This is a genomic window from Pseudomonas marginalis (assembly GCF_024169655.1).
GTDB lineage: Bacteria > Pseudomonadota > Gammaproteobacteria > Pseudomonadales > Pseudomonadaceae > Aquipseudomonas > Aquipseudomonas paraveronii.
On record NZ_JALJWV010000001.1, the window covers coordinates 2,235,145 to 2,256,224 of the forward strand.

16 protein-coding genes are annotated in these 21,080 nt (G+C 63.2%); 6 read left to right on the plus strand and 10 right to left on the minus strand.

From position 1 onward, the window contains the following. Positions 1-185: 185 nt before the first annotated feature. From J2Y83_RS10055 to purU, 6 genes are read right to left on the minus strand one after another with little or no spacing between them, the layout of a single operon-like run. Positions 186-755: a sarcosine oxidase subunit gamma gene (locus J2Y83_RS10055; RefSeq protein WP_253394870.1), complete on the minus strand. Its 570-nt coding sequence runs from the start codon at positions 753-755 to the stop codon at positions 186-188. 3 nt (positions 756-758) lie between these two features. Next, positions 759-3,656 (minus strand): 2Fe-2S iron-sulfur cluster-binding protein, encoded by a 2,898-nt coding sequence (locus tag J2Y83_RS10060; protein ID WP_253394872.1) that lies wholly within the window; start codon positions 3,654-3,656, stop codon positions 759-761. Further along, positions 3,653-3,952 (minus strand): sarcosine oxidase subunit delta, encoded by a 300-nt coding sequence (locus tag J2Y83_RS10065; protein ID WP_253394874.1) that lies wholly within the window; start codon positions 3,950-3,952, stop codon positions 3,653-3,655. The genes J2Y83_RS10060 and J2Y83_RS10065 overlap by 4 nt, the downstream gene beginning before the upstream one ends. 13 nt (positions 3,953-3,965) lie before the next feature. Then, positions 3,966-5,207 (minus strand): FAD-dependent oxidoreductase, encoded by a 1,242-nt coding sequence (locus J2Y83_RS10070; RefSeq protein ID WP_253394875.1) that lies wholly within the window; start codon positions 5,205-5,207, stop codon positions 3,966-3,968. After that, complete coding sequence (folD, locus tag J2Y83_RS10075; RefSeq protein WP_253394877.1) at positions 5,189-6,094, minus strand: bifunctional methylenetetrahydrofolate dehydrogenase/methenyltetrahydrofolate cyclohydrolase FolD; 906 nt, start codon at positions 6,092-6,094, stop codon at positions 5,189-5,191. Before folD ends, J2Y83_RS10070 begins: the two co-directional genes overlap by 19 nt. Continuing rightward, positions 6,091-6,957, minus strand: coding sequence for a formyltetrahydrofolate deformylase (gene purU / locus J2Y83_RS10080; RefSeq protein ID WP_247405642.1), 867 nt, complete (start codon positions 6,955-6,957; stop codon positions 6,091-6,093). The genes folD and purU overlap by 4 nt, the downstream gene beginning before the upstream one ends. Before the next feature lie 311 nt (positions 6,958-7,268). Between purU and J2Y83_RS10085 the strand changes: the two genes are divergently transcribed. Further along, positions 7,269-8,644, plus strand: a protein-coding gene (locus J2Y83_RS10085; RefSeq protein WP_253394879.1) for an IS3 family transposase whose coding sequence is annotated in 2 segments (ribosomal slippage) — positions 7,269-7,769 and positions 7,772-8,644 — 1,374 coding nt in all. Because the reading frame shifts where the segments join, the coding sequence is not laid out codon by codon here. 117 nt (positions 8,645-8,761) lie between these two features. Here the strand turns inward: J2Y83_RS10085 and J2Y83_RS10090 are convergent. Further along, entirely contained in the window at positions 8,762-9,361 is a 600-nt protein-coding gene (locus J2Y83_RS10090) for a helix-turn-helix domain-containing protein (RefSeq protein WP_046383917.1), read from the minus strand. A gap of 282 nt (positions 9,362-9,643) precedes the next feature. Between J2Y83_RS10090 and glnT the strand changes: the two genes are divergently transcribed. From glnT to J2Y83_RS10115, 5 genes are all read left to right on the plus strand, one after another. Further along, a complete protein-coding gene (glnT, locus tag J2Y83_RS10095) occupies positions 9,644-10,978 on the plus strand; it encodes a type III glutamate--ammonia ligase (RefSeq protein ID WP_253394881.1) in 1,335 nt (444 codons plus the stop codon). Between the two features lie 22 nt (positions 10,979-11,000). Next, positions 11,001-11,906, plus strand: a complete 906-nt coding sequence (locus J2Y83_RS10100) for a class II glutamine amidotransferase (protein ID WP_247405636.1) — start codon at positions 11,001-11,003, stop codon at positions 11,904-11,906. Between the two features lie 11 nt (positions 11,907-11,917). After that, complete coding sequence (locus J2Y83_RS10105) at positions 11,918-12,592, plus strand: protein glxC (RefSeq protein WP_253394883.1); 675 nt, start codon at positions 11,918-11,920, stop codon at positions 12,590-12,592. Positions 12,593-12,607: 15 nt separating this feature from the next. Further along, a complete protein-coding gene (locus J2Y83_RS10110) occupies positions 12,608-13,930 on the plus strand; it encodes an FMN-binding glutamate synthase family protein (protein WP_253394885.1) in 1,323 nt (440 codons plus the stop codon). A gap of 174 nt (positions 13,931-14,104) precedes the next feature. After that, positions 14,105-15,430: an ammonium transporter gene (locus tag J2Y83_RS10115; protein ID WP_253394887.1), complete on the plus strand. Its 1,326-nt coding sequence runs from the start codon at positions 14,105-14,107 to the stop codon at positions 15,428-15,430. Positions 15,431-15,978: 548 nt separating this feature from the next. On the opposite strand, the gene J2Y83_RS10120 is transcribed toward J2Y83_RS10115, so the two are convergent. The 3 genes from J2Y83_RS10120 to J2Y83_RS10130 form a co-directional block, all read right to left on the minus strand. Continuing rightward, the gene (locus J2Y83_RS10120; RefSeq protein WP_253394889.1) at positions 15,979-16,926 is read right to left on the minus strand and encodes a bifunctional 5,10-methylenetetrahydrofolate dehydrogenase/5,10-methenyltetrahydrofolate cyclohydrolase; all 948 of its coding nucleotides are present in this window, start codon (positions 16,924-16,926) and stop codon (positions 15,979-15,981) included. Between the two features lie 63 nt (positions 16,927-16,989). Beyond that, positions 16,990-18,669, minus strand: coding sequence for an APC family permease (locus J2Y83_RS10125; protein ID WP_253394891.1), 1,680 nt, complete (start codon positions 18,667-18,669; stop codon positions 16,990-16,992). 88 nt (positions 18,670-18,757) lie between these two features. Further along, positions 18,758-21,067: a DUF1989 domain-containing protein gene (locus J2Y83_RS10130; RefSeq protein WP_253394893.1), complete on the minus strand. Its 2,310-nt coding sequence runs from the start codon at positions 21,065-21,067 to the stop codon at positions 18,758-18,760. Positions 21,068-21,080: the final 13 nt, after the last annotated feature.

Consider the following 21,080-nt stretch of genomic DNA (forward strand, 5'->3'; position numbering starts at 1 on the left):
GGCTATTGGCCATGTATCGCATTAGCAGATCAGATAAGCGCCAGAACTACGGATCAGTCTTGTGAAAAAATCGGGCTGCGTGTGGCGCTGTCGGGCGACGCGTCAGCGCCCGCCCGCTCCCACCTGTTTGACCGATATCGACATGAGATGCCCGTTGCTTCTTAGGCCACGGGGGCACGTCTGCTTCATCTGCTGTGTAGGCCGTTCCCGCCAAACTCCTCCAACGCATCCATTAACGCACCTTCGAAGTACTCCTTCGAGGCGCGGTCCCAGAGGATATGGAACGCTGGCGCCTCCACGCTTCCCGAGTGGATGACGATCACATTGATCCGCGCCGCCGCCGTCTGCGCCACCGCTCCCGGCTTGAAGGCCGGAAAACTGAGGTCGACGCCGCACAGCTTGGCCATCACCTGGGCAATCGCGCCGCCGCTGAGCAACACGCAGGCGTGACTGTCCTGGCGCGGCAGCAGGTAGTGGGCGCGGTGGTCCAGTTCCCAGCGCGCCTCTTCATCGGCGATGCGCTGGCCCTGATCCTTCGGGCTGCCCAGCAACAGGTATTCGTTCTGCGACAGGCGCGCCACCCAACCGCCGTCCGCTTGCGCGCTGGCTTGGTTGGGCGCAGCGGGCAGGCTGAAGCCTCGCGCCGTGAGGTAATCGGCGCTGTGTGCGCCGCGAAAGCCGACCCGGGGCAGGTCGGTCTGGTCGATCAGGCGGCAGGGCGGCGTGAGCAATTCGTGGGCTTTCAGACTGGTCATGGCTTAACCCTCCTGGCGTTGGTTGGTGGGGTCGAAGAACGGTAGCTGCACCACTTCGGCCTGGACGACGATGCCGCCTTCGACGCGAATCGGAATGCATTGCCCCGGCGTGCTCTGGTCGATCCCGGCATAGGCCAGGCCGATGATCCGGCCCAGGCTGGCGGAGTATTCACACGAGGTGACGTTGCCGCTGATGTCCGGGCCGTTGAGCACCAAGTGGCCTTCCAGCGGTTGCACGCTGCCCTTGGGCAAGCTGAAGCCCACCAGTTTGCGTTTCAGCGGCTGGGCTTCGAGGATGTCCACCGAGCGGCGGCCGACGAAGAACGGTTTGTTGCGACTGACCGCCCAGCCCATGTCGATTTCCGCCGGATGGGTCATACCGTCGGTGTCCTGGCTGATGATCACGTGGCCTTTTTCCAGGCGCAGCAGACGCTGGGTTTCGACGCCGAAGGGGCGAATATCAAAGGCTTTGCCGGCGGCCATCAACGCATCCCATAACGCCAGGCCGTGGCGTGCAGGCACGTGGATTTCATAACCCAGTTCGCCGACGAAGCCGACCCGCAGCAGTCGCGCCTTGATCCCGGCCACCGTGCCCTGGCGCACGCCGAGGTAAGGGAAACCCTCGGCGCTCAGGTCGAGGTCGCTGCACAGCTGTTCCAGCACCTTGCGCGAATCCGGCCCGGCCACGTTCACCGCACAGATCGCGGCGGTGACGTTGGTCACATCCACGTCCAGGCGCCATTGCGCGTTCCACTTGAGCATCTGCTGGTAGATGCGGTCGACGCCGCTGGTGGTGGCGGTGACGTAGAAGTGCTTGTCGGCCAGCCGCGCGCACACGCCGTCGTCGATCACCACCCCGTGTTCATTGGTCATCAGCGCATAACGCGAACGGCCCACCGGCTGCTTGAGAAACGCGAAGGTGTACATCCGGTTGAGCAGTTCGGCGGCATCCGGGCCACGCACGTCCAGGCCGCCGAGGGTCGACACATCGATCAGCCCGACCTTGTTGCGCACATGCAGCGCCTCGGCCTGCATGCAGGCGTCGCGGTCCTCGGCCTTGCCGTAATAGGCCGGGCGTTGCCAGATGCCGGCGGGCATCATCTTCGCCCCGGCCTGCAGGTGCCGCGCATGCATCGGCGTTTGCCGGTAAGGGTCGAAGGCGCGCCCGGCCACATGGGCGAGTTTCTCCGCGACAAACGGCGGCCGTGCGGTGGTGACGCCGGTTTCGCTGATGTTGCGCTGGGTCGCCCAGGCCACCAGGCGTGCGGTCGGCAGCGCCGAGTGGCGGCCCTGGGACGGGCCCATGCCGACGGTGGAATAGCGTTTCACCAGTTGCACATCGCGGTAGCCGATGCGGGTGGCGTTGACGATATCCGCCACTTGCAGGTCTTCGTCGAAGTCGACGAAATCCTTGCCCTTGGGGTGCGGGAAGATCGGCCAGTTGAAGTTGACCTGGGCTTCGGCGCGCAGCGGTACGGGCGCGCTGGCCGTGATCAAACCGAGGGCGAGGGCGACGGTGTTGGCGGCGTTGGTCGCGTCTACCAGCACGTTGTCCAGTTGGTGCCGACCGTGGACCGAACCGGCCACATTCAGGTTCTGCGGCAGGCCGCTGAGGCTGAACTCCGCACGCGAGTCCTCATAGGCCAGCTTGCCGCCGGCCTGGCACAGCAGTTGGTACACCGGCATATAGCCGGCCGACATGCACAGCAAGTCGCAGTCGATCACCTGCCCATTGTCGCTGACCTGGCCTTGAGCGGTGATCTGGCGCACATCGACACCCTTCACATGGCGCAGGCCTTTTTCATGCAAGGCCTCGAACACCGTGCTGTTGGGCAGGCAACGGATCTTGCGCTGCGCCAGCGCGCCGGCCAGGGCCTGGTCGGCGGCGGCGTGGCGCAGGTCGATCACGGCGGCGACGTCCACGCCCTGGTCATGCAGGTCGAGGGCGGCGAGGTAGCCGTCATCGTTGCCGGTCAGCACCACCGCGCGTTTGCCGGGCTTGACGGCGTAGAGCCTCATCAGGCGTTGCGCGGCACTGGTCAGCATCACCCCCGGCAGGTCGTTGTTGCGAAAGATCACCGGCTGGTCGAACGAACCGCTGCACACCAGGCACTGCTGCGCGCGCACTTTGTACATGCGCTTGCCCTGGATCACCGGCAGGTAGTTGTCGGTGAACCAGGCGTTGCAGGTGGCCTCGGTGAGCACCTGGATATTCGCGTGTTGCTGCACCGCGCCGAGCAATTCGCGGCGCAGGCTGTCGGCGCGGGTGCCGGCGATATCGAAGCGCGCATAAGTCAGCGAACCGCCGAGGATCGGCTGCTGCTCGATCAGCAGCACTTTGGCCCCGGCATCGGCGGCGGTCAGCGCCGCCTGCAAACCGGCGGGGCCGGCACCGATGACGGCCAGGTCGGTGAACAGGTAAGCCTTGTCGTAGTACTCGGGCTGGAAGTTCAGGTCGAGCACGCCCAAACCGGCCTTTTTACGGATGATTGGCTCCCACACTTTCCACATGCCCTTGGGCTTGTAGAACGAACGGTAATAGAACCCCACCGGCATGAATTTGGAGAACTTGCCCATATAGGCATCGCGGTCGTTGTCCAGCGTGCCATTGACGTTCTGCGCGCTCACCGCCAGGCCGTTGGTCAGCGCGTGGGCATCGGCCAGCACGTTGGGTTCCTGGGGCAATTGCACCAGGCTGTTGGCGTCCTGGCCGGCCATGCTCAGCGGGCCGCGTGGACGGTGGTATTTGAACGAACGCGACATCAGGAAGCGCCCGTTGGCAAGCAGGGCGCTGGCGATGCTGTCGCCCTGCAAGCCTTGGTAGGGGTGGCCGTCGAAACTGAAATCGAGTGGCTGATCGCGTTGGATCAGCAGGCCCATGGGGGCGGGGAGGCGGTTCATCCGGCGATCTCCTTGGCGGCGTTGAAGTCGACACGCGTGTTGAACACTTCCCTGGGGTCGAAGGTGCGCTGGATTTCATCGGTGACGGTGTGGCGCTCGGCGAGGAACCAATAGCTGGACGGCGTGTGCATCCACCATTCGCGCACCACACCGGCGAGGTTGTCGGTGTTGAACACGTAGTCGGCCCATTCGGCGTCGCTGCAGTTGACCGGATCGGGCATAGACTTGAACTCGCCGCCGTAGGTGAACTCGCTGATATTGCGCGGCCCGTTGAGCGGGCAAATCATGATTTTCATAGTCCGCTCTCCATCAATGGCTGGCCGCCGTGGCGCCCATTTCGTTGACTTGCTGGAAGGTCGAGAAACGTTCGAGGCCGAAGGGTTTGATCAGCTCCGGCACCTTGCCGCCGCTGGCGACCAACTCGGCCATGGTCTTGCCGCAGATCGGCGTGGCCTTGAAGCCCCAGGTGCCCCAACCGGCGTCGAGGTAGTAATTGTTCACCGGCGACAGGCCCATGATCGGGCTGTAGTCCGGGGTCATGTCGGTGATCCCGGTCCACTGGCGCATCAACTTGGCGTTGGCCAGGAACGGGAACATCTCGATGGCATGGGCCAGCAGGCTTTCCTTGAGGTCCAGGGTCGAGCGCGTGTTGAACAGCGGGTAGGGATCGGAACCGCCGCCGAACACCACTTCGCCGCGACTGGTTTGCTGCACGTAGCAGTGCAGGGCCGAGGAACTCACCAGCGGGTCGAGGAACGGCTTGAACGGCTGGGTCACCATGGCTTGCAACGGGAAGGTCTGGATCGGCGAGCGGATGCCGGCCTTGGCCATCAACAGCGAACTGTGCCCGGCAATCGCCTGCACCGCGCAACCGCACCGGATGGTGCCGCGATTGGTTTTCACGGCGGTGATGGCGCCGTTCTCGATGATCAGGTCTTGCACTTCGGTGAGTTGATGGATTTCCACGCCGCGCTTGGCCACCTGCTTGGCGTAGCCCCAGGCCACCGCATCGTGGCGCGCGGTGGCGCCGTCGATGTGCCAGAGCCCGGCGAGCACCGGCAGGTGGCCGGGGTCGAGGTTGAGGCTGGGCACCAGTTCGCGGATCTGCTGGCGGTCGAGCATCTCGGTGCGCCCGCCGAAGTGCTTGTTGACCTCGGCGCGCTGGCGGAACGAACGCACCGTGGCGTCGGTGTGGGCCAGGGTCAGTTGGCCGCGCTCGGAGTACATGATGTTGAAATCGAATTCATTGGACAGCGCCTGGAACATCTTCACTGACTCGGCGTAGAAGCGCACCCCTTCGCTGGTCAGGTAGTTGGAGCGGATCACCGCCGTGTTGCGCGCGGTATTGCCGCCGCCCAGGTAGGACTTTTCCAGCACGGCAATGTTGCTGATGCCGTGGTACTTGGCCAGGTAGTAGGCGGTCGCCAGGCCGTGGCCGCCGGCGCCGATGATCACCACGTCGTAACTCGACTTGAGCTCTTTGGGCGGTGGCAGATCCACCTCCACCGGGTACTCCGAACTCAGCCCGTATTTCAATAGATTGAATGGCATACGGCCTCCGATTGGCTGCGTAGGGCGTGATGTTGCGCAAGGGCGGCGGTCACGGTGTTTTTCATCAGGAAGGCAATGGTCATCGGGCCGACACCGCCGGGGACCGGGGTGATGGCGGCGACGTGGGGCAGGGCGGCAGTGAAGTCGACATCGCCGACCAGGCGGCTGCGGCCGTTGTCGTCAATGCGGTTGATACCGACGTCGATCACCACCGCGCCAGGCTTGAGCCAACTGGCATCGATCAAGCGTGGGCGGCCCACGGCGGCGATCACGATGTCGGCCTGGCGGCACAGGGCTTGGGCGTTGTGGCTGCGCGAATGCAGCACCGTCACCGAGCAATCGGCCTTGAGCAGCAGCGCCGCCATGGGCTTGCCGACGATGTTCGAACGGCCGACCACCACCGCGTGTTTACCGCGCAGGTCGCCACAGGTTTGCTCCAGCAGATACAGGCAACCGCCGGGGGTGCAGGGCGTGAGCACGGCGCGCCCCTGGCTCAGGCCGCCGACGTTCTGGCTGTGGAAACCGTCCACGTCCTTGTGCGGTGCGATGGCTTCCAGGGCGCGCAGTTCGTCCATCTGCGCCGGCAGCGGCAATTGCAGGAGGATGCCGTGAATCGCCGGGTCGGCATTCAACTGGGCGATCAGGATCAACAGTTGTTCGGTGCTGGTATCGTCGGGTAGCCGATGCTCCAGGGAGCGGATGCCCACTTCTTCGGCACGCAGGACCTTGTTGCGCACATAGACCTGACTGGCCGGGTCGTTGCCCACCAGGATCACCGCCAGGGCCGGTTGAATAGCTTGCGCATGCAGACGCGCTACGTCCTCGCGGACCTGCAGCAGCACCCGCGCAGCGGCGGCTTTGCCATCGATCAGTTTAGGCTCGTTCACCGGAACACCACCGTTCTGTCCTGGTTGAGAAACACCCGGTGCCCCAGGTGGTACTTGACCGCCTTGGACAGGGCCACGGTCTCGGTGTCACGGCCGATAGCAACCAGGTCGTCGGGCTTGTACACATGGTCGACGCGTTGTACTTCCTGCTCGATGATCGGACCCTCATCCAGGTCGCTGGTGACATAGTGCGCGGTGGCGCCGATCAACTTCACGCCACGCTGATAGGCCTGGTGATAGGGCTTGGCGCCTTTGAAGCCGGGCAGGAACGAATGGTGAATATTGATCGCACGCCCCGACAGTTGCCGACACAGGTCGTCGGAGAGGATCTGCATATAGCGCGCCAGCACCACCAGTTCGGTGCGGGTGTCGTCGACGATCTTCATCAGTTCGGCTTCCTGCGCGGCCTTGGTGTCCTTGGACACCGGCAGGTAGATAAAGCGGATGCCCTCGCGCTCGGCCATGGGCCGCAGGTCGAGGTGGTTGGAGACGATGGCGGTGATGGTCATGTCCATCTCGCCCTTGTGGTAGCGGTAGAGCAGGTCGGTGAGGCAATGGTCGAACTTGCTCACCATCAGCAGCACGCGCATCGGCTCGCGGGTGTCGTAGAGCTCCCACTGCATGTCGAAGGCCTGGGCGACGTCGGCGAAACCGGCGCGGATCTGTTCCAGATCGCCTGCGTGGCCATCGTTGAAACGGAACACGGCACGCATGAAGAAGCGGCCGCTGAAGTCATCATCGAACTGCGCCATCTCCCCGATGTAGCACGCGTTGTCCGCCAGGTACGTGGTGACGGCAGCGACAATGCCGGACACCGCGGGACAAGTGACCTTGATGATGAAATGGTTTTTTTCGTGTTGCATGACACGTCCTCGGGATGATGGCGGCAGCTCATCGCATAGCGAAAAAACGTCAGAGGACAGCAGGCTCGTTCCGTGAGCGCATTTTCTTGTGAGGAATAAAATATTCCTGAGTTGGCTTTATAGGGGAATGGACGCGGGGCGTCTAGGGGTTTTGGGAAAGTTTTTTAACTGAGGGGAAATTTTTATCGGGGAGGACGGCGTCGAACGCGGTCAAAAATGTGGGAGGGGGCTTGCCCCCGATGAGGGGGGGTCAGTGAAAGATGAAGTGCGCCCCAAAAGTTGGACACTCATCCAACTCCTGGGGCTTTTTCATGAGCAAGTACACCGCGCAGTTCAAACTTTCCGCCATTACCGCCTTCCTAGAGCGAGGCCGAGGCTTTCGCCATATTGCAGCCCGATTTCAAATGGACCCCACTTTGCTTCGCCGCTGGGTGGAAGCTTACCGGCTGCACGGTGAGGCCAGTCTGAGTAGTTCCGGTGGACGTTATAGTGCTTTGTTCAAGTTCTCCGTTCTGCAACGCATGTGGCGTGACTCCCTCTCTTTTCGCCGCGCAGCGGCACTCTTCAATCTGGGTGACTCTACCCAAGTGGGCAGATGGCAGCAGCAGTATTACAGTGGCGGTATTGAAGCCCTGGCCTCAGGGGAAAAAGGATTGAATATCGCTATGTCCAAACCACCAGCTAAACCTCGAAAAACGGCTGCCCCACTCACCGACCAAGAGCGTGCTCACAAGGCTTTACTTGATGAACTCCAGTATTTGCGCATGGAGAACGCCTACCTAAAAAAGCTTGGGGAGTTAGGCGAGGCGGTAATGAGGCGCGAGAAAGAAGCGAAGAAAAAGCCCGATTAGTCTCTGAGTTGAGGCAAAGCTTCCCTTTGGACCCTTTGCTCAAACTGGTTGGGCTCGCCCGCAGCACGTACTACTACCAACTCAAGGCGATGGACGGATCAGACCGGTTCGTTTCGCTGAAAGCCTCTATCCAGAGCCTTCAAGACGAGCATAAGGGGCGCTTCGGCTATCGTCGTATGACTTTAGCTCTGCGCAGCAACGGACAGTTGATCAACAGTAAAACGGTGCGGCGACTGATGGGGGAGTTGAGTCTGAAATGTACGGTACGACCGAAGAAATACAGATCGTATCGAGGGCCGATGGGAAAAGTCTCGCCCAATACCCTGGCTCGTCAGTTCGAGGCTGAACAACCGAATCAGAAATGGGTAACGGATGTCACCGAGTTCAAAGTGGCTGGCGGAAAGCTGTATCTGTCTCCAGTTTTAGACTTGTACAACGGAGAAATCGTGGCTTATCAGACCGCCACGCGCCCCCAATATGCGTTGGTGGGCGACATGCTGGAACAAGCTCTTGAGCGCTTGCCTGAGGGCGTCAAACCCATGCTGCACTCGGATCAGGGTTGGCACTATCGATACCCAAAGTACCGGGATCAACTAGAAAAAGCAGGGTTGGAACAGAGCATGTCACGCAGAGGAAACTGCTATGACAACGCCACAATGGAGAGCTTCTTTGGTACGTTGAAGTCAGAATTTTACTACAGGGAAAGCTTCGACAGCGTGGCTCAGTTGCAGGCTGGACTGGCTGAATACATCCATTACTACAACCATAAACGAATCAAAACGAAGCTTGGCGGACTGAGCCCTGTAGCGTACAGAGCCCGGTCCGCTGTAGCCTAACAATCACTGTCCAACTTTTGGGGCGCACTTCAAAGATGCATTCACTGACACTCCCTCATCGGGAGCAAGCCCCCTCCCACAATTGGATCTCTGTGCTTCAGGTGTATCGAGTCCGGATTACTCTTTGTCGTTGCCGTAGTTCATGATCGACAGCAGGCGAATCGGCACCCGCACCAACTCTTCCGGCCCATGGGGAATCTCGCCCTCGAACGTCAGGCTGTCGCCGGCTTCCATCCGATACAGCTGATTCCCATGCCGATAAATCAGCTCCCCTTCCAGCAAGTGCAGAAACTCGGTCCCCGGGTGGGCAAAGGTCGGGAACTCCTCGCTGGCGTCATCCATGCTGACCATGTACGCCTCAAAGCTCTTCTTCGGCCCCCGCGTATGGTTGAGCAGATGGTAGGTATGCCCCTTTTCCGTCCCCCGGCGCACCACTTCCATGCCTTGGTCGGCTTTGACCAACAAGGCACTGCCATCTTGTTGATCGTATTCGGCGAACAATTTCGACAACGGCAGCCCGAGCACGTCGCACAGGCGACTCAGGGTGTCGAGGCTGGTGGAGACCTGGGCGTTTTCGATCTTGCTCAACATGCCCTGGCTGATATCGGCAATCTTCGCCACGTCGGACAGCTTCAGGTCCTGGGCCTGGCGCTGGCGTTTGATCTGCAAACCCAGGTATTGCTCCAGCTTGAGGCGGGGGGCGGTTTCGGTGGACATAGTCATCAGATCCTGCACGCTTTCCGTTCAGTAATATTAGTTTCGCACTAGGAAAGTGCAAGCGACGGCGCTTGGCGGCCGCGCCCCGGCACGTATTCCCACGGGGAAAAGAATTTTCCCATATATACAGCACAAAAGCGCTTTCACCGGCACTTCGATCGGCCGCTCGCGAATCTGGCAAGGGTATTGCATTCCTGTGGGGAAACTAACTTTCTTTTTAAGAATAAAAAGACAGTCTAGGCCCACCCACACGGTTTTGCCTTTCGCGAGGAGTGACACGCAATGTTGCCAGCAGAAACCCAGCGCATCATCGACAAGTACGGCATCAAGTACGTGCTTGCGCAGTTTGTGGATATACACGGTGCGGCCAAGACCAAGTCGGTGCCGATTTGCGGGCTCAAGACGGTGGCCGAAGAGGGCGCCGGGTTTGCCGGGTTTGCCATCAGCGGCATGGGCATGGAACCCCACGGCCCTGACTTCATGGCGCGGGGTGACCTGTCCACGCTGACCCCGGTGCCCTGGCAGCCGGGTTACGGGCGCGTGGTGTGCGTCGGGCATGTCGACGGCAAGCCCCATCCCTTTGATAGCCGCTACGTGCTGCAGCAGCAGGTGCAGCGCCTGCAAGACAAGGGCTGGACGCTGAACACCGGCCTGGAACCCGAATTCAACCTGATGCGCCGCGATGAACAGGGCAAGCTGCAACTGGTCGACCCCAGCGACAACCTCGACAAGCCCTGCTACGACTACAAGGGCCTGTCGCGCTCGCGGGTGTTCCTGGAGCGCCTGACCGAAGCCTTGCAGGCGGTGGATTTCGAGGTCTATCAGATCGATCACGAAGACGCCAACGGCCAGTTCGAGATCAACTACACCTACAGCGACGCCCTGACCTCGGCCGACCGCTTTACCTTCTTCCGCATGGCCGCCGGCGAGATCGCCAACGACCTGGGCATGATCTGTTCGTTCATGCCCAAGCCCGACCCGAAACGCGCCGGCAACGGCATGCACTTTCACCTGTCGATCAGCAGCGCCGAGAACAAAAACCTGTTCCATGACGCCAGCGACCCGAGCGGCATGGGCCTGTCGAAACTGGCCTATCACTTCGCCGCCGGCCTGCTCGCCCATGGCCCGGCGCTGTGTGCCTTCGCCGCGCCCACCGTCAACTCCTACAAGCGCCTGGTGGTGGGCAATTCGCTGTCCGGCGCCACCTGGGCCCCGGCCTTTATCGCGTTTGGTGCCAACAACCGTTCGGCCATGGTGCGCGTGCCTTACGGCCGCCTGGAGTTTCGCCTGCCGGATGCCGGCTGCAACCCTTACCTGGTCAGCGCCGCGATCATCGCGGCGGGCCTGGACGGCATCGATCGCGAGTTGGAAATCGACCACGTCTGCAACGAAAACCTCTACAGCCTGAGCCTGGAGCAGATCGCCGAGCGCGGCATCAAGACCTTGCCGCAATCCCTCAAGGAAGCCTGCGACGCGCTGGAAGCCGACCCGCTGTTCGCCGAGGTGCTGGGCCCGCAGATCGTGGGTGAGTTCATCAAGCTCAAGCGCATGGAGTGGGTGGAATACAGCCGCCATGTGAGCGACTGGGAAGTCCAGCGCTATACCGAATTTTTCTGACACCGTGTGACGGAGACTTGATATGTGTGGAATCGTAGGTCTGTACCTGAAAAACCCCCGATTGGAACCCCAGCTCGGCCAGTTGTTTGAACCGATGTTGCAGGCCATGACCGACCGTGGCCCGGACAGTGCGGGTTTTGCCATCTACGGTGATGAAGTCGCCGACGGCTGGGTCAAGCTGACCCTGCAAGCGACCACCGAGGGCTTCGACTGGAAAGCCCTGATGGGCGAACTGGAAGGGCGCCTGGGCTGTTCGCTGGACTGGTTTCAGAACGCCAGCGCCGCCGTGTTGAAGATCCACGCCGACGAAGCCCCGGTGCGCCTGGCCTTGGCCGAACTGGCGCCGAGCGTGCGCGTCATGAGCGCCGGGCAGAGCATCGAGATCCTCAAGGGCATGGGCCTGCCCCAGGAAATTTCCCAGCGCTTTGGCCTGGCGAGCATGCAAGGCAGCCACATCATCGGCCACACCCGCATGGCCACCGAAAGCGCGGTGACCATGGAAGGCAGCCACCCATTTTCCACCGGGGCCGACCTGTGCCTGGTGCATAACGGTTCGCTGTCGAACCACTTCCGCCTGCGCCAGGAACTCAAGCGCGAAGGCATCCATTTCGAAACCGACAACGACACCGAAGTCGCCGCCGGCTACCTGACCTGGCGCCTGCAACAGGGCGATTCGCTCAAAGAGGCGTTGGACCACGCCCTGGAAGACCTCGACGGCTTCTTCACCTTCGCCATCGGCACGCGCAACGGTTTTGCGGTGATCCGCGACCCGATCGCGTGCAAGCCGGCGATCCTCGCCGAGACCGACGACTACGTCGCCATGGCCTCCGAGTACCAGGCGCTGTCGAGCCTGCCAGGCATCGAGAACGCCCGCATCTGGGAGCCCGCACCGGCCACTTTGTACATCTGGGAACGCCAGTCAGCTTAAGGAGCGCACACATGAAAATCATCGATCTTTCCACCGCCACCGTGCGTGACCTCAACCAGGCGCTGCACGCGCAGGCCATCGACAACGAATGGCGCGTCACCCACTCCAACGGCAAGCACAACCTGGCGGTCGGGGTGAATCAGGCGGTGTCCATCGATATCGAGGGTCACGCCGGCTACTACTGCGCGGGCATGAACCAACAGGCGTCGATCACCGTACACGGCAACGTCGGCGTGGGCTGCGCCGAGAACATGATGTCTGGTTCGGTGCGCGTCAAAGGCAGCGCGTCCCAGGCGGCTGGGGCCACGGCCCATGGCGGCTTGCTGGTGATCGAAGGCGACGCGGGGGCGCGTTGCGGGATTTCCATGAAAGGCATCGACATCGTGGTCGGCGGCAGCATCGGCCACATGAGCTGCTTCATGGGCCAGGCCGGGCGTTTGGTCGTCTGCGGCGATGCCGGCGACGCGCTGGGCGACTCGCTGTACGAAACCCACATCTACGTGAAGGGCACGGTGGAGTCGCTGGGCTCCGATTGCGTCGAAAAAGAGATGCGCAGCGAGCACCTGCACGAGCTGCAAGAGCTGCTCGATCGCGCCGGTTTCGCCCACCGCGCTGCGGATTTCAAGCGCTACGGCTCGGCCCGCCAGTTGTACAACTTCAAAGTCGATAACGCCTCCGCGTACTGAACCAGGAGCTACACCATGAGTGAAAAAACCCCTCCAGTGTTGCGCGAGTCGGCCACCTTCGACCGCCTGACCATCCAGGAAATCCAGCGTGCCGCCGAAACCGGCATCTACGACATTCGCGGTGGCGGTACCAAGCGCAAGCTGCCGCACTTCGATGACTTGTTGCTGCTGGGCGCCAGCGTGTCGCGTTACCCGCTGGAAGGCTATCGCGAGAAGTGCGGCACCGACGTGATCCTCGGCAACCGCTTCGCCAAGAAGCCGATCCACCTGAAGATCCCGGTGACCATCGCCGGCATGAGTTTCGGTGCGTTGTCGGCCAACGCCAAGGAAGCCCTGGGCCGTGGCGCGAGCATCGCCGGCACCAGCACCACCACCGGTGACGGCGGCATGACCCCGGAAGAGCGCGGCCAGTCGCGGCACCTGGTGTACCAGTACCTGCCGTCGCGCTACGGCATGAACCCCGATGACCTGCGCAAGGCCGACGCCATCGAGATCGTTCTCGGCCAGGGCGCCAAGCCCGGCGGTGGCGGCATGTTGCTGGGCATGAAAGTCACCGAACGCGTGGCCGGCATGCGCACTTTGCCGATCGGCGTGGACCAGCGCAGCGCCTGCCGCCACCCGGACTGGACCGGCCCGGACGACTTGGCGATCAAGATTGCCGAGTTGCGCGAAATCACCGATTGGGAAAAACCGATCTACGTGAAAATCGGCGCCAGCCGGCCGTATTACGACGTGAAGCTGGCGGTCAAGGCCGGTGCCGATGTGATCGTGCTCGACGGCATGCAAGGCGGCACAGCCGCCACCCAGGAAGTGTTTATCGAGCATGTGGGCATCCCGATTCTGTCGGCCATCCCCCAAGCGGTACAGGCTTTGCAAGAGATGGGCATGCACCGCAAGGTCCAGTTGATTGTGTCGGGCGGGATTCGCAACGGCGCCGATGTGGCCAAGGCCATGGCGATGGGCGCGGATGCGGTGGCCATCGGCACGGCCGCGCTGATTGCCCTGGGCGACAACCACCCGCGGCTGGACGCGGAACTGAAAAAGATCGGCTCGGCCGCCGGCTTCTACGACGACTGGCAGAACGGCCGCGACCCGGCCGGCATCACCACCCAGGACCCGGAGCTGTCGAAACGCCTGGACCCGGTGGAAGGCGGGCGGCGCTTGGCCAACTACCTGCGGGTGATGGTGCTGGAAGCCCAGACCATGGCCCGTGCGTGTGGCAAGTCGCACCTGCACAACCTCGACCCCGAGGACCTGGTGGCGCTGACGGTGGAGTCGGCCGCCATGGCCCGGGTGCCGTTGGCGGGGACCCGTTGGGTGCCGGGTTCCGGTTACTGAGTTACGAGCCGGCTTGCCGGCTGTTACGGCGTTCCACCCCTGTAGGAGCGAGCTTGCTCGCGAAGGTCGTTAACGATAACGCGGGGATCCTGGATGCCCGCGTTGTCTGGACGTTTTTCGCGAGCAAGCTCGCTCCTACCAGCATCTCCCCTATCTTTTGCAGGAGCTTTGAACATGATCAATCGTCTTCTCGGCAAATCCCTCTTCGGCTTATTGGCCGCCGGTGCCTTCGCACCCTTGGCCCAGGCCGCCGATGCGCCCACCTTGAACACCGGCAGCACCGCCTGGATGGTCACCGCCGCGGTGCTGGTGCTGTTCATGTGCCTGCCGGGGCTCGCGCTGTTCTACGGCGGGTTGGTCCGGGCGAAAAACATGCTCTCGCTGTTCACCCAGTGTTTTGGCGTCGCCGGGCTGGTGGGCGTGCTGTGGGTGATCTACGGCTACAGCATGGTGGTGGACACCACGGGCATGGTCGAAGGGCAGGTGACCTTCAACAGTTTTGTCGGCGGCCTGAGCCGCGCGTTCCTGGCGGGCATGACCCCCGACAGCCTGGTGGGGGATATTCCGGAAGGCGTGTTCGTGACCTTCCAGATGACCTTCGCGATCATCACCCCGGCGCTGATCGCCGGCGCCTTCGCCGAACGCATGAAGTTCTCGGCGGCGCTGCTGTTCATGGCCATCTGGTTCACCCTGGTATATGCCCCGGTGGCGCATATGGTCTGGGGCGGTCCGGGGGCCTTGATGCATAACTGGGGCGTGCTCGACTTTGCCGGCGGCACCGCCGTACACATCAACGCCGGTGTGGCCGCGCTCGCCGCATGCCTGATCCTCGGCAAGCGCAAGGGCTACCAGAACACGCCGATGCCCGCGCATAACCTGAGCCTGACCATGGCCGGTGCGGCGATGCTCTGGGTCGGCTGGTTCGGCTTCAATATCGGCTCCGGCGGCGGCCTCAACGGCACCTCGGGGATTGTCATGCTCAACACCCAACTGGGCGCCTGTGCGGGGATTCTCGGCTGGATGTTCACCGAGTGGTTCAAGGTCGGCAAACCCAGCGCCCTGGGCCTGGCCAGCGGTGCATTGGCCGGCCTGGTGGGGATCACCCCGGCGTGCGCCTATGTCGGCGTCGGCGGCGCGTTGGCCATCGGTTTGCTGTGCGGGGTGTTCTGCTACTTGAGCGTGACCGTGTTGAAGCGGCGCTTCGGCTACGACGACAGCCTCGACGTATTCGGCCTGCACGGCATCGGCGGCATGATCGGCGCCGTGCTCACCGGGGTGTTCTGCGTGCCGTCCATGGGCGGCCTGGTGGAAGGCGTGACCATGGGCGCGCAGGTGGTGGCACAGCTCAAAGGGGTGGCGCTGACCACCGTATACTGCTTCGTGGTCAGCTGGATCATCCTCAAGGTGGTCAATGCCCTGGTCGGCCTGCGCGCCCATGAGTCGGTGGAAGAGATGGGTCTGGACCTCGCCGAGCATAACGAGCGGGCCTACAACCACTGATCCTCCCCCCGAGTAAACGCAGCTCAAAATGTGGGAGGGAGCTTGCTCCCGATGGCGCCGGATCAGTCAGCTTGTTTGTAGCTGACCCACTGCCATCGGGGGCAAGCCCCCTCCCACAGTTGCCTTGCTGTGCCACGGTGGATGGGGTTGGACCTGGCCGAGCATAACGGGCGGGCTTATAACCACTGATCCTCCCCCTGAGTAAACGCAGTTTTTTAATGTGGGAGGGGGCTTGTTGCGCCACGGTGGATGGGGCTGGACCTGGCCGAGCATAACGAGCGGGCTTACAACCACTGATCTTCCCCCTGAGTAAACGCAGCTCAAAATGTGGGAGGGAGCTTGCTCCCGATGGCGCCGGATCAGCAGCTTGTTTGTAGCTGACCCACTGCCATCGGGGGCAAGCCCCCTCCCACAGTTGCCTTGCTGCGCCACGGTGGATGGGGTTGGACCTGGCCGAGCATAACGGGCGGGCTTATAACCACTGATCCTCCCCCTGAGTAAACGCCGCTTTTTAATGTGGGAGGGGGCTTGCCCCCGATGGCGCCGGATCAGCAGCTTGTTTGTAGCTGACCCACTGCCATCGGGGGCAAGCCCTCTCCCACAGTTGCTTTGTTGCGCTGCAACTGGCTGGCCACCAGGGTGTTCTTCAGCAGGTAGGCAATCGTCATCGGCCCCACGCCCCCCGGCACCGGTGTAATCGCGCTGGCCACGGTGCGTGCGCTGGCATAGTCCACATCGCCCACCAACCGTGTGCCGGTCTCGGTGCTGATGCGGTTGATCCCCACGTCGATCACCACCGCGCCGGGCTTGAGCCAATTGGCATCGATCAACTGCGGCCGCCCGACGGCGGCGACGACGATGTCGGCCAAGCGGCACAACGCCGGTGCATCGACGCTGCGCGAGTGCACCACGCTGACCGAGCAGTTGGCCTGCAACAGCAGGGTCGCCATCGGTTTGCCGACGATGTTCGAGCGACCAATCACCACCGCGTGCAAGCCACTCAAATCGCCGCAGGTTTCATGCAGCAGGCGCATGCAGCCGCTGGGCGTGCAGGGCGTGAGGACCTCGATGCCTTGCACCAGGCCGCCGACGTTCTCACGGTGGAAACCGTCCACGTCCTTGATCGGGTCAATCGCATGGATCACGGCCGCCTCATCGATATGCGCCGGCAACGGCAACTGCACCAGCACGCCGTTGACCGACGCGTCGGCGTTCAACTGGGCAAGCAGGTCGAGCACTTGCGCCTGGCTGGCGTCATCCGGCAGCCGGTATTCAAGGGAGCGAATCCCGACTTCCTTGGCCCGTAGCAGTTTGTTGCGCACATACACTTCGCTGGCCGGGTCGTTGCCCACCAGCACGACGGCCAGGGCCGGGAAGATTTTTTGCGTGGCAAGCAGCAGGACCTCGTCGCGAACCTCGTCGAGAACCTGGGCAGAAATGGCCTTGCCGTCGATATCGCGGGCAAGGGAGGAGAGTGTGCTGGTCAAAAGCGTCACCGTTGTCTGGAAAAATAGGGGAGCTGAGGGATAAATCCCTCAGCGATAAGCCGCCCAGGGCATTCAGGCTACCAGTTGATGGCAGGCATACACCACCAGCACACCGGCGATCAGCGTGGCATAGGGCAGCCAGCCGGCGCGGCGTTGGCCGTCATCGGCCTGGAGATACAGGTCGCTGAGCATCGCCGCGGGGAAGCGGCCTTTGTCCTGCACATAGTGGCGGTAGCAGAACACCGGCAGGATCAGCAGCGCCAGCAGCAAGCCGGTGACCAGCGTGCCCGCGCCCCAGATATCCGCGCCCAGGCCCATGCACGCCAGGTTGACGAAGCTCAGCACGCCGCCGGCCGCCAGCAGCACGGTGGGGGCTTTGTACGGGCGCACCCAGTCGGGGCGGTCGAGGCGGTGGATCCAGCCGGCGTTGAGGTTGAGGAAGTTGAAAATGATGTAGCTGACGTTGGACGCCGCCAGCACGAACACATAGTCCGACATCAGCAACAACAGCAGGTTGAACGACAGGTCGGTCCACATCGCCGCCGTGGGCGCGCCGTGTTCGTTGGTGCGGCCCAGGTACTTGGGCAGCCAGCCATCCACCGATGCCTGATACAGGGTGCGCGACGAACCCGACATCGAGGTCATGATCGCCAGCAACGTGGCCAATACCAGCATGATCAGTACGATATTGGCGACCACCTTGCCGCCGCCGATGCTGTCGGCCATCACCTGACCAACGCCCATGCCGCTGTAGATCGCTGGCGACAGCAGGCCGCTGTACACCGCCGGTGTCACCACCGCGCCGCTGGCGTCGAGCACCGCCGGGGTCACCAGTTGGCCGAGCCCCAGGCTGCCTTGAAACGCCAGCGGCACCAGGGTGAACACCAGGATGCACAGCAGGCCGGCGTAGAAGATCGCCTTGAAGGTGTCACGCTTGGGGTCCTTGAACTCGCGGGTGTAGCACACCGCCGTTTCGAACCCGTAGGTGGACCACGCGGCCATGAACAGCCCGCCGGCCATCAGCGACCAGCCGGACATATCCCACGGGCCGTCGATGACTTGCCCGGCTGCGTCATGGGCCAGCGGGTACAGCGGCAGGAAGTTGGCTTGGGTCGCGTCCCCGGTGAACAACGGCACCACGCCCACCAGCAACAGCGGGATCAGCGAGGTGACCCCGAGCACCAGCGTCAGGCGCGCCGAGCGCAGGATGCCGCCATGCTGCACGGCAAACACCGTAAGCAGGATCAACAAGCCAATGGCGAATGTCGCGTTGATGCGCAACGACAGGCCGCTCTTGACCCAACCCAGGTCGAGCAGGGTCAGTTGCCAGGTGTTGATCAGCGCGTCGGCGGGAAACAGCGCGGTGAGGATATACCCCGCCGCCAGCCCCGAGCCGATGGACAGCACCGGCGACCAGGCCAGCCAGTTGCACCACACCGACACCGGCGCGATCAACTTGCTGTAGCGCACCCAGGCCACCGCGCCGTACACCGACGCGCCGCCGGACTTGTGCGGGAACAGCCCGGCGATCTCGGCATAGGTGAAGGCCTGGATAAACCCGAACAGGATCGACACGATCCACACGATCCAGGCCGGTTTGCCCACCGTGGCGGCAATCGCGCCGATGGAGAACAGCACCAGCGCGGGGACGCCACTGGCGACCCAGAATGCACCGCGCCAATCGATCTTGCGGTGCAGGCTGCCCACTGAGCTGGCAGCCTGCGGTACAGCCTCGAACGTCGTCGCTTCCATCTTCGTATTCCCATGTCTGAGTAGCGGTTAAGAAGGGCAATCAAAGTGGGCAGTCAAAGTGGGGTGGCACACATCGCTATTGGGACGATCAGCTACGCACGCGGCTCTTGTCCGGGTCATAGAAAATCGCTGCGCTGACCGTGGCGCTGATGCGCTTCTGTAGGCCATCGACTTTGCCGATCTCAAGCTGGGTGCCGGGCTCGGCGCAGCTCACGTCGACCCGGCACAGCGCGATATTGCTGGCCAGCAACGGTGAGCGGCAGGCACTGGTGATGACCCCGACCTGGGCGCGGCCGTGGTACACCGGGTCGCCGTGATGGGCGGCCTCGTTGCCGCGCAGGTGCAGGCCGACCAGTTTGTGGCTGGGATGGGCGCTGCGCCGCAACAGGGCGTCGCGGCCGATAAAGTCATCGGTCTTGCTCTTGAGTGGCACGCTGAAGCCGATGCCGGCCTCGAACGGGTCGGTCTGGTCGCTGAACTCGTAGCCGGCAAAAATCAGCCCGGCTTCGATGCGCAACAGGTCCAGCGCTTCCAGGCCGAGGGGCACCAGGCCCAAGGGTTGGCCGAGTTGCCAGATGCGGTCCCACACCCGTTCGGCGTCTTCGGGCTGGCACCACACTTCAAAGCCCAGTTCGCCGGTGTAGCCGGTGCGCGAAATCATCAACGGGCAGCCCTCGAAACCGTCCAGCCGGCCGACCAGGAAGCGGAACCAGCCGAGGCTGTCGACGCTCGGTTGGGTGGGCGGCGTCCAGACCATCTGCTTGAGCAGCTCGCGGCTGAGCGGCCCTTGCACCGCCAGGTTGTGAATCTGCTCGCTGGCGGACTTGACCCACACCTTCATACCCAGTTTTTCGGCCTGCTCGCGCAGCCACACACCGGCGTAGTCTTCGCCGCAGATCCAGCGGAAGTTGTCCGGGCCGAGGCGCAGCAGGGTGCCGTCGTCGAGCATGCCGCCGTGCGCGTGGCACATCGCCGAATAGACCACTTGGCCCACCGCCAGGCGCCGCACGTCGCGGGTCAGGCAGTATTGCAACAGGGCTTCGGCGTCGGGGCCGATGATCTCGAACTTGCGTAGGGCGGTCAGGTCCATCACGGCCACGCGTTCGCGGCAGCCGAGGTATTCCTCGGTGGCGCCGTAGCCGTCGTAGCGCAGCGGCAGCCACCAGTTGCGGTAGTCGGTGAAGCTGCCGGTGAGGGCGCTGGTGCGTGAGTGGAACGCGGTCTCACGGGTCAGTATCGGGTCGGCATCGGCCGTGGTTCGAGTGCTCATGGCGATGGAAAAACGCTCCTTCTCGCTATAGATACGGACATGGATATCGGTCGGGTTCCAGCCATTGGCCGGGTCGATGTCATCCGGGCACGAGGTACTGCCGCACACCAGTTCGGTCATGGCCCGCAGCAGCACGTAGTCACCGGGCCGCGACCACGGCTCATCCAGGGTCATCTGTTGGTGTGCATCAATGCCGGTGTTGAAGAAGAAATTGATCGCCGGCCAGCCGTTGCGCGCCTGCACCCCGTAGGGCGCGAGTACGTGGCTGAGGTTGTCGCTGCAGTTGTCGTGCCCGAAATAGCCATGGGATTCGTAGTAGCGCGCCGCGCAGGCCAGGGCGAAGGCGTCGTGGCGCCCGACGGTGTCCTGCACCACCTCCAGCATCGGCTGCATCCGGCGGTCGAAAAACTTCGAGAACAGCCCCGGTGCCGGGTAGGCGCTGCCGTTCAGCGTGCGCGTCACGGTCTGGTCCAGGTCCAGCTCCACGCCGCGATCCAGGGCGCGGCGGTCGAGGGCGACGAAGTCCGAACACTGGCGGCCGGCGACGTCCAGCACCTGCACGTACTGGCCCTTGGCGACGGTGTAGCTGCGGGCCGTGCCCGCGTGCAGGGTGAACTCGTCCAGCACCTCGCCCAATGGCTCGGGCAGGGCGGGCATCAGCAGGGGCGACGGGTTGGCCCGTGTCACCTGCAGGCGCAGTTCGCTGGGCCGGTATTGCCGGTCGACGGCGGTGGGCCCGGCAGGGGCGGCGACGATCACCAGCAGGCGATCATCGGCGACGAACTGCCGGGCGTGGCCGGGCGGGCTGTCGTCGTCCCACAGCGCGGCGGCCAGGGGCAATGCCTGCGCGTCGATGCCGCGCCGCTTGAGCGCCTGGCCGACACGCAGGGGCACGTGGCAGGCGCTTGAGCCGCTCAGCCCCCAGCTCGCCAGGGCACTGCGACCGCTGGCGTCGAGGGCCAGCAGTGCGCAGGTTTGCCGGCCTTCGACGTCGATCACCTGCAGGCCGTCGCCGGGCTGCAGGTCGACCAGGGTCACACCGCCTGCGGCCACGCGGTAGCGTTCCAGGTTCGGCGCCCGGGCAAACAGCCCGGGTTCTCGCGGGTGGGAAACACGCGGAGCATTCATCATGGGCACCCGC